The organism is Streptomyces sp. BRA346 (assembly GCF_052851135.1).
The window spans coordinates 1-14,207 of sequence record NZ_JAIWIH010000044.1; the positions used below are offsets into that span (position 1 = coordinate 1).

At 74.3% G+C, this 14,207-nt stretch carries 6 protein-coding genes and 1 pseudogene; 2 read left to right on the forward strand and 5 right to left on the reverse strand.

Features of this window, described 5'->3' with window-relative positions; genetic code table 11:
• Positions 1-228 precede the first annotated feature (228 nt).
• Positions 229-780 carry a MarR family winged helix-turn-helix transcriptional regulator gene (locus LCH29_RS37220; protein WP_446466106.1) on the reverse strand — a complete coding sequence of 184 codons (552 nt, stop codon included), beginning with the start codon at positions 778-780 and terminating at the stop codon, positions 229-231.
• Between the two features lie 146 nt (positions 781-926).
• Here LCH29_RS37220 and LCH29_RS37225 point away from each other — a divergent pair, with 146 nt between their 5' ends.
• The gene (locus tag LCH29_RS37225) at positions 927-2,234 is read left to right on the forward strand and encodes an MFS transporter (protein ID WP_446466151.1); all 1,308 of its coding nucleotides are present in this window, start codon (positions 927-929) and stop codon (positions 2,232-2,234) included.
• 54 nt (positions 2,235-2,288) lie between these two features.
• On the opposite strand, the gene LCH29_RS37230 is transcribed toward LCH29_RS37225, so the two are convergent.
• Together LCH29_RS37230 and LCH29_RS37235 are read right to left on the reverse strand one after the other, a co-directional pair.
• The gene (locus LCH29_RS37230; RefSeq protein ID WP_446466107.1) at positions 2,289-4,217 is read right to left on the reverse strand and encodes an ATP-binding SpoIIE family protein phosphatase; all 1,929 of its coding nucleotides are present in this window, start codon (positions 4,215-4,217) and stop codon (positions 2,289-2,291) included.
• A 235-nt stretch (positions 4,218-4,452) separates the two neighbouring features.
• Entirely contained in the window at positions 4,453-5,823 is a 1,371-nt protein-coding gene (locus LCH29_RS37235; protein ID WP_446466108.1) for an NAD(P)/FAD-dependent oxidoreductase, read from the reverse strand.
• A gap of 305 nt (positions 5,824-6,128) precedes the next feature.
• Between LCH29_RS37235 and LCH29_RS37240 the strand changes: the two genes are divergently transcribed.
• Complete coding sequence (locus LCH29_RS37240; protein ID WP_446466109.1) at positions 6,129-6,926, forward strand: TetR/AcrR family transcriptional regulator; 798 nt, start codon at positions 6,129-6,131, stop codon at positions 6,924-6,926.
• A gap of 143 nt (positions 6,927-7,069) precedes the next feature.
• Here LCH29_RS37240 and LCH29_RS37245 read toward each other — a convergent pair.
• Positions 7,070-11,216: pseudogene (locus tag LCH29_RS37245) on the reverse strand (AfsR/SARP family transcriptional regulator).
• A 162-nt stretch (positions 11,217-11,378) separates the two neighbouring features.
• Complete coding sequence (locus LCH29_RS37250) at positions 11,379-13,466, reverse strand: asparagine synthase-related protein (RefSeq protein WP_446466110.1); 2,088 nt, start codon at positions 13,464-13,466, stop codon at positions 11,379-11,381.
• Between the last annotated feature and the right edge of the window lie 741 nt (positions 13,467-14,207).

Consider the following 14,207-nt stretch of genomic DNA (forward strand, 5'->3'; position numbering starts at 1 on the left):
GCGCCTTCCGGCGTGTCCACCACTTTAGCGGATTCCCCCGGATGCTCATAATCGAGCTTTTCGGTCCGGATTTCGGCATGCCGAAGTCGTTCCCGATTGAGGGTCGTGCGAAGTGGTTTGCCGCCGGTGCGGCTCGAGTGCGTACCGATGAACCGTTACGGCTCTGTGGCAGCTCGGGGAACATTACGGATCGGTCTGATCGGTGTCAACCCGTGTCGGCCGAATGCCTCAACCGAGGTCGTTCAGCCGTCCGTCGGCGTCCGGTTGGGCCTCCTCCACCCGGCGCAGGACGCGGGCAAGCATCTCCCCGAGGGCGCCGCGCTCCTCGGAGGACAGGTCCTGGAGCAGGTCTTCCTCGAAGACGGATGCCCGGCGCATCGCCTCGAGCCACTTCTCGCGGCCGCCGGTCGTCAGCTCGACGATGACGCGCACGCGATTGTTCTCATCACGCTCCCGGGTGACGAGCCCTTCGTTCACCAGGCGGTCGATGCGGTGGGTCATGGCGGCCGGGGTGAGGCCGAGCCGCTTGGCCAGGTCGCCGGGGCCCAGTTGGTACGGGGAGCCGGACAGGACGAGGGCCTTCAGGACCTCGAACTCGACGTTGCTGATGCCGAGGGTCGAGGACTGCCTGCTGTAGGCGACGTTCATCCGCCGGGTGAGTCGGCTCAGGGCGTTCACGACCTGCTCCACCTGCGGGTCCAGGTCCTGGAATTCGCGCTGGTAGGCCGCGATCTGCTGTTCGAGGGTCAGCAGGTCGTCCGGGTCGGGGGTGTCAGCCATGTGCGGAGTATGACACGGAAGTCGTTCGCGCTGAACTCCTTCACCATGTACTCTTAAGCGTCGAAGTTTAGCTTCGAAGTCTTGAGGCTTCGAGTATGCGGGCTTCGTTCGACTCCGTACGACCTTCTCGACCTAGGTAGGTGAGTGTGACCACCGCGATGGGCGCAGCGCTGCGCCGGATCCAACTGGGCAACGCGCTGAGCGCGTTCGGCAACGGCTTCACGGTCCCGTTCCTGTTCGTCTATGTGGCGCAGGTGAGGGATCTCGGTGCGCATACGGCGGGCCTGGTGCTCGCGATGTTCGCGGTGGCCGCGCTTGTCGTGCTGCCCTTCACCGGTCGGGTGATCGACCGGCGTGGGCCGCTGTCTGTTGCCGTCGCGGGTGCGGTCGCCTCCGCCGTGGGTTCACTGGGGCTCGGGCTGGCGGCCAGCGAGCCGCTGGTCCTCGCCGCGGCGGGGGTGCTCGGTGCGGGCATGGCGGTGATCCAGCCCGCGCTGGCCACGCTGATCGTGTGGTGCTCGACGCCCGCGACCCGGTCCCGTGCCTTCGCGATGCAGTTCTTCCTCAGCAATCTGGGGCTCGGCGTCGGCGGGCTGCTCGGTGGGCTGCTGGTGGACACCTCGTCCCCGGCGGGCTTCGTGCGGCTGTTCGCGATCGACGCGGTGATGTTCCTGGTGCTGGGTGCCGCGGTGGCGACCGTACGGCTGCCGAAGGGGCCGGTGCTCGACGGTGCGGTGCCGACGGAGGCGGCCGAAGGCCGGTCCGGCGGCTGGCGTGCCCTGCTGGGGCACCGGGCCATGGTGCAGCTGTGTGTGCTGGGCTTCGTGCTGTTCTTCGCCTGCTACGGGCAGTTCGAGTCCGGTCTTTCGGCGTTCGCCGTGGACGTCGCGCATGTGTCGCCCGCGATGCTGGGCGTGGCGCTCGCGGCGAATACGGCGGCGATCGTGCTGGCGCAGTTCGTGGTGCTCAAGCTGGTCGAGCGGCGGCGGCGCAGCCGGGTGATCGCGCTGGTCGGGCTGGTGTGGACGGTCGCGTGGGCGGTGGCCGGGGCCGCCGGTCTGGTGCCGGGCAGCGAGGTCATGGGGACGGCCGCGATCGTCTCGGCGTACGCGCTCTTCGGTCTCGGTGAGGCGATGCTGTCGCCGACAGTCGCGCCGCTGGTGGCGGATCTGGCGCCGTCGTCCCTGCTGGGGCAGTACAACGCGGCGTTCTCCCTGGTGAAGCAGTTGGCGCTGGCGGTCGGCCCGGCGGTCGGCGGGCTGATGGCGGGAGCCGGTCTCTACGGGGCGTACATCGCGGGCCTGATCGTCTGCTCGCTGGGCATATCGGTGCTCGCGCTGCGGTTGGGCGGGCGGCTGTCGGCGCGGCAGGACAATCCGCTGCGCGGGACCGCCGGTCCCTCGGTGCCCGCGCCGCGCTCGGAGTCGTCCGCCGCGGTGACCACGGCGGCCTGACCGGCCGCCGGGGTCCGGGCTCCGGGCTCCGGGTCGCCCTTTCCGCCGGAGGTCTTATGGGTCTCCGGCGGGGAGGGCGAATTCGCACCACACCGCCTTTCCGCCGCCGGGCGTGCGGCGTGAGCCCCAGGAGGAGGCGATGGTCGCGACGATCGAGATGCCACGGCCGGCCTCGTCGACCGGTTCGGCCCGGCGGCGGCGCGGCAGATGGTCGTCGCCGTCGGTCACCTCGATGATCAGCCGCCGGTCGGTGCGGCGCAGCCGGAGCCGCATCGGGGGCGTGCCGTGCTGGAGGGAGTTGGCGACCAGCTCACTGGCGGCGAGCACGCCCAGGTCGCGCAGCTCCATGGGGAAGCGCCAGCTGGCGAGGACGCCGGAGGCGAAGGCCCGGGCGCGCGGGGCCGCTTCCACGCCGCCGAGGAGTTCGAGCGCGGCGTTGTGGAACAGCTCGGCGTCAGGGCCGGTGCGGGCGGGGTGCTGGAGGACCAGCACCGCGACGTCGTCGTCGTGCGCGGCGGTGATGCCGAGCGCCCGGATGAGGCGGTCGCACATCACCTGGGGCGTGCCGGTCGCGCCCGCGAAGACGCGTTCGAGGGCGGCGACGCCGTCGTAGATGTCCTTGTCGCGCCGCTCCACCAGACCGTCGGTGTACAGGACGGCGCTGGCGCCGGGGCCGAGCGGGACGGAGCCGGAGGTGTGCAGCCAGCCTCCGGTGCCCAGCGGCGGGCCGGTGGGTTCTGCGGCGCGGCGCACGGTGCCGTCCGCGTCGCGGACCAGGATCGGCAGATGGCCCGCGGAGGCGTAGACGAGGCGGCTCTCGTTGGGGTCGTGGACGGCGTAGACACAGGTGGCGATCTGGTTGGCGTCGATCTCGGCGGCCAGTCCGTCGAGGAGCTGGAGCACCTCGTGCGGGGGCAGGTCGAGTCGGGCGTACGCGCGGACGGCGGTGCGCAGCTGGCCCATGACGGCGGCGGCGCGGACGCCGCGCCCCATGACGTCGCCGATGACGAGGGCGGTGCGGCCGCCGCCGAGGGTGATGACGTCGTACCAGTCGCCGCCGACCGCCGCGTCCTTGCCGCCGGGTTGGTAGGTGGCGGCGACGCGCAGGTCGTCGGGTTGTTCGAGCTCCTGCGGGAGGAGGCTGCGCTGGAGGGTGACGGCGGCCTCGCGCTGCAGCCGCTCGCTGGCGCGCAGCCGCTCGGCGGACTCGACCTGGTCGGTGACGTCGGCGCCGAAGACGAGGACGCCGCGCACCGGTTCGGCGGCGTCCTCGGTGCCGGTCACGGTGGTCGTCGCGGCCGCGACCGGGGCGGGCGTGTCGGGGACCGCGGGGACGGCCCCGTCGTGGGCGGGCGCGGGCACGGGGTCGGGCGCACGGGCCGGACCGGGGGCCGGGGCGGCCATCTCGATGGGCGAGCAGGTGAAGGTGTAGTACCCGTGCCGGGACCGGCCGGTGGCCGTGGCGGCCGCCTCGGGCTCGGCGTCGGTGCCCGGCGCGGGGCCGGGCCCGGGCTCGGGTGCCGCGGGGACCCGGCGCGCCTTGACCGTACGGGGCGTACCGCTGCGCAGGACCTGGTCCATGAGCGGCAGCAGTCCCAGCTCACGCAGCTCGGGCAGGGCCTGACCGGCGGGGACGCCGCGGGTGCGGTGGCCGAACAGGTCGGCGTACGCCTCGTTGACGTAGGCGATGCGGTGCTCGGGGCCGTACACCACCGCGACCAGGGCCGGGACCTGGCCGAGGACGTCGTGGACGGAGAGCCCGTCGAGGGTCGGGACGGCGGCGGGCGGCGGGATGTCGGGGGCGGCGTCGGGCGCTCCCGGCGGCGGCTCGCCCGCGGCGGAGGGGTCGGTGCGCTCACCGCGGGCGGCCGGGACGGAGCCGCCGCCCGTGGCGGGCTGCGGACGCCGCGCGGCACGGTCGGACCGCGCGGCGGTGCGTCGCTGCGTGCGGGGGAGCCGGGCGCTCCAGCGCGTGAAGTTCACTGCGGATTACCTCGTGGGGTGGTGGCTGAGCAGCGCGCCGGCGCGGGTTCGGGGAGAGGGATGCGGGTGCGGGGGACGGCCCCCGGGGGAATGCAGCAAACTTCCGAATCCTCGCGATTGTCACTCTTTGCAGATACGAGCCCACCCATGGTCACACGTCCAGTGTGGCCGACCGGACTGACATCCGTGAGACGCCGTTCGTGGGAGGGGAGTTCCCGGCTCCGCCCCGGCGGGGTCAACTGGCTTCGGGATGGCGTCCGGTGTCCGCGGCGAGCTTGAACTCCGCGCGCGGGTTCTCCAGCGATCCGAGCGAGACGATCTCGCGTTTGAACAGCCCGGACAGGATCCATTCGGCCAGCACCCGGGCCTTGCGGTTGAAGGTCGGCACCCGGCTGAGGTGGTAGACGCGGTGCATGAACCAGGCCGGATAGCCCTTCGCCTTGCGGCCGTAGAGGTGCGCGACGCCCCGGTGGAGGCCGAGGGAGGCCACGGAGCCGACGTACTTGTGCTCGTAGTCCGTGAGGGAGCGGCCGTCGAGCGAGGCGAGCAGGTTCTCGGCGAGGACCTTGGCCTGGCGGACGGCGTGCTGCGCGTTGGGGGCGCATACGGCGCCGGGCTCGGCGGCCGTGCGGTCCGGCACGGACGCGGCGTCCCCGGCGGCCCAGGCGTGCTCCACGCCGTCCACCTGGAGCGCGGCGGTGCAGGTGAGGCGGCCGCGGTCGTTCAGCGGGAGGTCGGTGGCCGCGAGGATGGGCGACGGTTTGACGCCCGCGGTCCACACGAGGGTGCGGGTGGGGAAGCGTGAGCCGTCACTCAGTACGGCGATCCGGTCCTGGCAGGAGTCGAGGCGGGTTTCCAGCCGTACGTCGATGTTGCGGCTGCGCAGCTCGCGGACCGCGTACGTGCCCATCTCCTCGCCGACCTCCGGGAGGATCCGGTTGGTGGCCTCGACGAGGATCCACTTCAGGTCCTCGGGCACGATGTTGTGGTAGTAGCGGACCGCGTACCGGGCCATGTCCTCCAGTTCGCCGAGGGCCTCGACGCCCGCGTACCCGCCGCCGACGAACACGAAGGTCAGCGCGGAGTCGCGGACGTCGGGGTCGCGGGTGGAGGACGCGATGTCGAGCTGTTCGAGGACGTGGTTGCGCAGCCCGATGGCCTCTTCGACGGTCTTGAAGCCGATGCCGGTCTCGGCGAGGCCGGGGACCGGGAGGGTGCGGGAGACGGATCCGGGCGCCAGCACCAGCTCGTCGTAGTGGACCTCGATCGAGCCGGTGCCCTCCTCCTCGGTGGCGAGGGTTCTGATGGTCGCGGTGCGTTTGCCGTGATGGATCGCGGTCGCCTCGCCGATGATGACCTGGCAGTCGCCGAGGACGCGCCGCAGCGGCACCACGACGTGGCGGGGCGAGATCGATCCGGCCGCGGCCTCCGGCAGGAACGGCTGGTAGGTCATATACGGCTCGGGGTCGACCACGATGACCTGTACGGCGCCGTGCCTCAGCTCCCGCTTGAGCTTCCGCTGGAGGCGCAGCGCGGTGTACATCCCGACGTAGCCGCCGCCGACAACGAGAATGCGCGCTGGTTCCTTCACCCTCCCATGAGGCATGCGCGACCGCGGTTTGTCCACAGCCCCGACGAATTGTGTGACCGGAGGTCCGGAGGTGCCCCGGGGCCGGGCCATGGTGCAGAGTGGGGAATAGCGCAGGTCAGGCCATGGTCACGGGGGCCGTGGCGGCCTGGGATGCGGGGTAAGGTGGCCTGGTGGTCCGGTTGGGGGACGGTCTGTCCCGACCTACCCTCTTCATTCTTGACCTGCGCTCAACTATGTTCGTACTTCGTCGGGGTTGTGACTGCCCCGACTGACAGGGCGGGGAGTCTCCGGGGGGAGACGTCATTACCGGGGGATCACTTATGCACCTTCAGGGTTCGTCATGGTCCGCAGCCGTCGCGTCCTCGGACGGAAACGGCGGCCGGAGCACTCCGCTGCGCGTGGACGCGCAGCGCAATCTGGAACACGTCCTGCGGGCGGCGCGCGAGGTCTTCGGTGAGCTGGGGTACGGGGCTCCGATGGAGGACGTCGCGCGGCGGGCGCGGGTCGGGGTGGGCACCGTCTACCGGCGGTTCCCCAGCAAGGACGTCCTCGTCCGCCGCATAGCGGAGGAGGAGACGGCGAGGCTGACCGATCAGGCCCGGGCGGCGCTCGGGCAGGAGAACGAGCCGTGGTCCGCGCTGGCCCGGTTCCTGCGCACCTCGGTGGCGTCCGGCGCGGGCCGGCTGCTGCCGCCGCAGGTGCTGCGGGTCGGGGTCGACGCGGAGCCGGAGATCCGGGTTCCGCAGCAGCGGCAGGTGGCGTTAGCCGGCCCGGCGCAGCCGGCCGGTGTGGTGCCGTCGGGCGGTGTGCTGCCGTCCGGTGGTGCGCTGCCGTCGGCCGGTGCCGCGCAGCCGGAGCTGCGGCTGGTCGAAGAGCCGGGCATTCCGCAGGACGATCCGGACGACGCGGGGGCGGCAGCGCTGCTCCAGGTCGTCGGGCAACTGGTGGAGCGGGCCCGGGCGGCGGGCGAGCTGCGGCCGGACGTCACGGTCGCCGATGTGCTGCTGGTGATCGCCACGGCCGCGCCGTCGCTGCCGGACGCGGCGCAGCAGGCCGCGGCGTCGGCCCGGCTGCTGGACATCCTGCTGGACGGGCTGCGGTCGCGGCCGGTGGGGTGACCGGGGGAGCCACCTTCTGGTCGATCTTCTGATCGGTTCCTGATCGGCTCCTGATCGGTTCCTGATCGATCCGTCCGCCGGGTGCGTACTGCCCGGCGGACGCCGACTCTCCAGGGATGCGGTCGGGGGCCTGGGCGCTCGGGTCAGCGGGCGGCCTCGGCGTCGGCCTCGGCTGGGGCCAGGACCTCGTCGAACAGGGCTATGGCCTCCTCGGCGGTCAGGGCCGTGGCCTGGTCGCGCAGTTTCCCGGCCGCGGCGGGGCCCAGCGCCGCGGCCGCCCGCGCCTCGGTCTCCCGGGTCTCCGCGAGCGCCAGCGGGGTGCGCGGCAACCGCCCGCGCCAGCCCCCGGCCGCACCCAGCAGCCGGACGGCGAGCCGTTCCTGTCCGTGCCGCACCAGGATGTGCGCGGCCGACTCCGCCTGCTGGGCGAGCAGCGCCTCCGTACAGCCCACCTCGATGCCCTTGCGCAGGGTGTCGCGCAGCATGCGCAGGCCGCCCCACGTATCGCCCTCCTCGGCGCTGATCCGGCCCTCCAGCCCCTGGAGCACGACCCAGAACAGCGGGGGCGGGGTCGCTTTCGCCGCCCGCCGCCGGGCGTCCTCGCAGCACGCTCGCGCCGCGGCCGGATCGCCGCGCAGCAGCTCGATGTGGCCGCGCAACGAACCGTTGAAGCCTTGGACGTCCAGGACGCCCCAGCGCTCGGCCTCCTGCTCGGACTGCTCCAGCAGCTTCACCGCGCCCTCGATGTCACCGGAGTTGAGGGCGAGGTCGGCCAGCCGGGTGATGAGGAACGGCACCTCGGTGTGCGCGCCGATCTCCCGGGCCAGCCGCTGCGCCTCCTCGAAGGCGGCCCGCGCCTCGGTGAGCCGCCCGCGCAGCGTGGCCATCTCGCCCCCGGCGCTCTCCACCTGGGCGAGCATCCAGCGGTCGCCGACGCGGGTGCTCAGCTCGCGCAGCTTGGCGTAGTCCGCTTCGGCGCGCCCCATGCCGCTCGACGTGTCGATGGAGAGGTGCATACGGAACATCAGCGCGACGCCGTGCGACCAGTCGTCGCCGTACTCGCGGCAGTTGACCACCGCCTCGCCCATCAGGGGGAGCACCGCGGTGTGACCGTCGAGGATGTACCCGGCGAACGGCCACAGCAGACCGGGGAAGCGGGCGCTGCGCGGGCCCGGATGGCTGTCGTAGGCGTCCCGGATGCGCTGGGCGGTCAGCCGCGTCCTGGGGTCCTTCATGTCCGGGCTGTGACCGGTGTCGGCGAGCATGAAGAACCGCAGCAGCCGCACGTCCATGGCGTGCCAGTAGCGGGTGACGGCGGGGTCGTCGCCGTCGATGCCGTCCGGGGCGGGCGGCGGGACGTCCACCGCCGGGCCGTCGTCCCCTTCGCCGCCCCCTTCGCCGTCCTGTGCGCCGTGCGGGCCACGGCCGAGGGACAGGGCCCGGTCGGCCCAGGCGGCACCCTCGTCGCGGTAGTTGCGCAGCCACCAGAACCAGCCCATCGCGAGGATGATCGCGAACGCGGTGTCCTCGTCGCGGGCGGTCAGGGAGCGGTGCAGGGCTGCCCGGATGTTGTCCAGGTCGGTCTCGACGCGGCGCAGCCAGGGCAGCTGTTCGGCGGAGCGCAGCCGCGGCTCGGCGGCGCGCGCGAAGTCCCGGAAGTGGGCGATGTGCCGGGCCGAGGCGGCGGCGTGGTCGGCCCGGGCGGCGGCGTCCTCGGCGGCGCGCTCGCTGACGTACTCGTGGATCGTCTCCAGCATGCGGTAGCGGGCCTCGCCCGCCGTCCCGCCCGCCGACCCGTCCGCCCCCTCGGCCGATTCCACCGCGGTCCGGGCACCCGGCGGGTGGTCCACGGCCAGCAGGGACTTGTCGGCCAGCGCCCCGAGCAGATCGAGCACCTCCAGGGGCGCGATGGGGGCGCCGGAGTGTGCGGGAGCGTGCGCGGGGGCGCATGCCCCGGCGCGTATGTCCTCACGCCCCGGCGCGTCCGCGCAGACCGCTTCCGCCGCGGCCAGTCCCCATCCGCCCGCGAAGACCGACACCCGGCGCAGCACGGTGCGTTCCCGCTCGTCCAGCAGGTCCCAGGACCAGTCGACCACCGCCCGCAGGGTCTGCTGGCGCGGCAGGGCGGTCCTGCTGCCGTTGGTCAGCAGGTGGAACCGGTCGTCGAGACGGTCGGCGATCTGCCGCGGGGTCAGCAGCCGCAGCCGGGCCGCGGCCAGCTCGATCGCCAGCGGCAGTCCGTCGAGGCGGCGGCAGATCTCCGCGACCGCCGCCGCCGTGTCCGGGTCCCCGGCCGGGTCGAAGCCCGGCCGTACGGTCGCGGCGCGCTCGGCGAACAGCTGGTGGGCGGGGGCGGGCGGCAGCGGTTCCACCGGCCGTACGGTCTCGCCGGGCACGCCCAGCGGCTCCCGGCTGGTGGCCAGCACGGTCACACCCGGGCAGCGCGCCAGCAGCGCCTCGGTGAGCCGGGCCACGGTGTCGATGACGTGCTCGCAGTTGTCGAGCAGGAGCAGCAGACGGCGGTCGGCGCAGTACTCGACCAAGCGCGTGGCCGGGTCGACGGGGTCCGCCCCGCCGGTCCGGCCTTCGAGCCCGGAGGCGAGCAGCGTCGTCTCGCGGCGGCCGACGGCACTCAGGACGGCCCCGGGTACGGCGGAGGAGTCGTCCAGTGAGGCGAGTTCGACCACCCAGACGCCGTCCGGGTAGGCGGCCGTCGCGGTCGCGGCGGTCTCCTCGGACAGCCGGGTCTTGCCGGAACCGCCCGGTCCGGTGAGCGTGACCAGCCGGGCGCGGTCAAGGTCCCTGCGGAGGGCGCCGATGTCGCTCTGGCGGCCGACGAAGCTGGTGAGGCGGGCCCGGAGGTTGCCGGGCGCCGCCGGGGGCGGGGCGGGGCGCGGCTCCCAGGCCGGGGCGCGGTCGCCGTCGGTGGCTCGGTACCGGCCACCGTCCCGGCCCCGGCCACCGTCCGGGTGGCGGTCCCGGCCACCGTGGCGGCCGCGATCCCGGCCCCGGTCGCCGTCCGGGTGGCGGTCCCGGCCACCGTGGCGGTCGCGATCCCGGCCCGGGGCGCGGTCGCGATCGTCGTCGGGGGCGCCGTACCGGTCGCGGTCACGGTCCGCGTAGCGGTCCTGGTCACCGCCCGCGTAGCCGTAGCGGTCCTGGTCACCGCCCGCGTAGCGGTCCCGGCCACCGCCCACGGCGCGGTCCCGGCCACCGCCCACGGCGCGGTCCTGGTCACCGTCCGCGGCGCGGTCGCGGTCACCGNCCNCGGCGCGGTCGCGGTCACCGCCCACGGCGCGGTCCCGGTCACCGTCCGCGGGGCGGTCCCGGCCACCGTCGCGATCACGATCCCGGCCCCGGTCGCCGTCCGGGTGGCGGTCCCGGCCACCGTGGCGGCCGCGATCCCGGCCCGGGGCGCGGTCGCGATCGTCGTCGGGGGCGCCGTACCGGTCGCGGTCACGGTCCGCGTAGCGGTCCTGGTCACCGCCCGCGTAGCCCGTCCGCGGGGCGTCCGACGGCCGGGGGCCCCGGCGGTGGCATGGCGCCCGCTGGCGGCGGCTCGCCCGCCAGCAGTTGCCGGTGCAGTTCCCGCAGCTCCGCCCCCGGGTCGGTGCCGAGCCGGTCGGCGAGGAGTTCGCGGACCTCCTCGTACGCGGCCAGGGCGTCGGCCGAGTGCCCGGCGGCCCGCAGCGCGCGGATCAGCTGCGCATGGAACGTTTCGTCGAGCGGATGGTCCGCGACCAGCTCGCGCAGCTCCGGAACGACGTCCGCCGGGCGGTCGCAGGCGAGGTCGGCGTCGATCCGGCGGTGCAGCGCCGCCAGCCTCAGCGCCTCGGGGCGGGCGGCGGCCACGTCCCGCTCCGGCAGATCGGCGAGCGCCGGTCCGCGCCACAGCGCGAGCGCCCGCCGGAGCGTGGCGGCGGCCGTGTGCGGGTCACCGGCGTCGAGGGCGCGCATGCCGTCGTCGGCCAGCCGCTCGAAGTGCAGCAGGTCGACGTCGTCCCGGGGCGCGGCGGTCGCGAGCCGGTAGCCGCCGGGCGAGGAGACCACGGCCTCCCGTCCGATCGCCCGCCGCAACCGGCCCACCAGCGCCTGGAGCGCGGCGGGCGCGTCGTGCGGCGGGTCGGTGGCCCACACCTCGTCGATGAGGACGTCGACGGGTATGGGTCCGGGACGTGCGGCACGCAGGGCGAGCACGGCGAGCAGCGCGCGGATCCGGGGGCCGCCGAGGGACAGCGGGTTCCCCTGTTCGTCGCGCGCTTCGGTGGTGCCGAGGATGAGATACCGCACGGCGGCCATTCTCCTAGGTTCGCCGTGGAAGGGGGCACTCCGCCGCGTGCGGGTCGCACACCCGAACGACCGCGCGGCACGCCGCCGCGCGCGCCCCCGGCCCCGCCCCATGGGCCATCACAGCGCAGCCCGCCACAGCACGGGCCGTCACACCACAGGCCGTCACAGCGTGGGCCGGGGCACCACTCCGCCCGCCACCGCGCGCTGGCGGGGGGCTGCCGTGCCGGTCCAGCAGGTGCCGCGGCGGGCCAGGAGGCGGCGTAGCCACACCTCGGTGGAGACCAGTTCGGCCAGGCCGTCCAGGGGCAGCCGTTCGCCTTCGGACGCCGCGCGCAGCGCCTTGCGGACGACGCGGGCCTCGATGAGCCCGGCGTCGGCCAGCAGCGGCGCGTCGAAGAGGGTGACGAGGTCGCCGAGCCAGGTGCGCAGGCCCGCCCGTACGGAGGCGGCGTGCGCGGCGTGGGAGGTGGCGCCCCAGCCGGTGGGGAGGTCGCGGATGCCCGCTCCGGCGAGGACCGTCCGCAGGACGGAGGCACGCGCTCCGGGCTGGACGCGCAGGGCTTCGGGGAGCGCGCGGCAGGCCCGTACGACCTGGTTGTCGAGGAAGGGTGCGTGCAGGCGCTGGCTGCGCACCTCCGCGGCCTGTTCGAAGACGCGGTGGTCGGCGGCGTAGCGGGCGAGGGCGGCGTCGGCGCGGCGTTCGCCGGGGCGGCGCAGGAAAACCGGGCGCAGCGCGGCCTCTTCGAGGCGGACGGACACCTCGGCGAGGGCTTCCCCGGTGAGCCAGCGGGCGGCGGGCCCTGGACGGCACCAGGCGAGCGAGGCGAGGGAGGCGGAGACGGCTCCGGCGGCCACGCCCGCGCCGTCGTCGCTGAAGCGGCGCTCCAGGAGGCGCGCGGCGGCTTCCTGCACGCCGTCCCGGTAGGAGGTGCGGGCCAGTCGGCGGGCGGCGCGGTAGACGGTGAAGGGGACGAAGAAGGAGTGGGCGTTGGGCCCGTCGGCCTTGGCGAGGGCGGTGGCGGGGCGCAGCAGATGGCGTCTGCGGCGGTCGAGCAGCAGGTCGGCGAGGCGGGCCGGGTGGGCGTCGAGCACCTGGCGGGCCCCGTGGCCGACGAAGTGGTCGGCGCTGCCCGCGGCGAGGCGGCGCCGGTGGCGTTCGGCGATGACGAGGGAGGGGCCGGGTTCGTCGGTGAGTGCGCCGATGTCGAGGGCGGCGTACGGGAGGGCCTCCTCGCCCCCGGCGACGACCACGTGGTGCAGCCGGGGGTTGGCGGCGATGGCGCCAGCGCGTTCCAGTTCGGCTTCGCGGCTGCGGGCGCCGCCGGTGGTGGCGAGGTCGTTGAAGGTGACGGCGAGCAGGCGTTCACCGGCTTCGGTGCCGTGGCCGACGAGGGTGCCGGGCATGCCGGGGAGACCGGCGGCGAGCAGCGCGAGCGTGGCGGAGGCGCTGCCTCCGGACAGGTCGGCGCCGATGCCGGGGGCCGGTGCGCCGCGCGCGGCGCGGCGTTCGGCGGGGCCCATGCCGGGGACGGGTCCTGGGTCGAGTCCGTCGGTGGCGGGGGCGTGGCGGGGTGCGGTGAGGCGGGCGCGTACGGCTTCCAGCAGGGCGTCCCGTACGCCCTCCACGGCGGTGTCCTGCTCCAGCGGGGGCGCGGCGACGGCGAGCGAGGCGGTGGGCTCGTAGCCGGTGATGTCGCGGGCGCCGTCGCGCAGGACGAGGGCGTGTCCGGGCGGCACCCGTTTGACGCCCATGTAGGGCGTGCCGTCGCCGACGGCCTCCGGGGAGTCGGGGCAGGCGAGCAGCGCCCCGAGGTGGCTGACGTCGAGCTGCGCCTCGATGAGGTCGGCGAGCGGGAGCGCGGCGGTGGCGTACGCGGTACCGCCGTCCCAGTCGGTGTGGAAGACGGGCCGGGCACCGGCCAGGTCACCGGCGATGGTGATGCGGCGGCCGACCTGCGCGACGGCGGTGTAGCTGCCGGGCCAGGCGGTGAGGTGGCGCAGGGCGCCGCCGCGCGCGGCGAACAGTCCGACCCGCAGCTCCTCGTCGGTGGCGCCGCAGCAGCCGAAGACGGCGAGCCGGGTGAAGGGGTCGGCCTGGACGACGCGCACCTCGTCGGGCCGCCAGTCGCCGACCGCCCACAGCGGATCGGGGTCGGACCACAGGAGTTGGGCACCGACCGGCTGGATCGCACGGCCTTCCGGGGGGACCGGGCCGGATGCGGTACTGCTCCACCCCACCAACCACCGCATCGCCGCCTCCACAGGCTGTGGGCATCCAGGGCATCCAAGAAGTAGGTGCCATCATGCACAGCTTGTTGACGGTTTCGACATCGAACCGGACAACTACGTGGATCTCTTGGATGTCCCTTGACCGCAGATGACCGCGGGAATCCCAGGAGTTGATCACACCGTGCGGCCCCCGCGGGCAGGCGTTCGCAGGAAGCCCGGGAGGGAACCGTCACCCGTCACGACGCACCGTTCCGTCGTGGCCCATGCTGCCACGACTGGGGCGCACAACAGCGCAAGGACGCCGACGCGTGTGCGGGAAGAGGCCGACGCGCATACGGGACGACGCCGATGCGCATACGGGACGATGCCGATGCGCATACGGGACGATGCCGATGCGTATACGAGAAGACGCCGATGCGTACGACGAGAAGGCATGGCCGCGCGGACGAGCAGCCATCGCCCCGTATACGAGGAGACGTCAACGCGGCTACGGGAAAAGGGGCTTCCCGCGCCGGGCCTCCCCCTCCCCGGCCCGCCGCGGGAGCCCGGCCCTGACAGGCGAAATCCGGCCAAGTTCGCCGTGGCGCGCTCGGCGGTCTTGCGGATGCCCCGCCATCCCCCGGACCGCCACGCGCCGTTCGCCGCCGATCGCCGCCGATCGCCTCCATGGCTTCCCAACACGACAGTCCGGGAGGCGGCTTCCGCCTCCCGGACCGTTCCGCCACCCGCGGGGAATGAGGCGGCGGCGTCCCCCAGCCCACT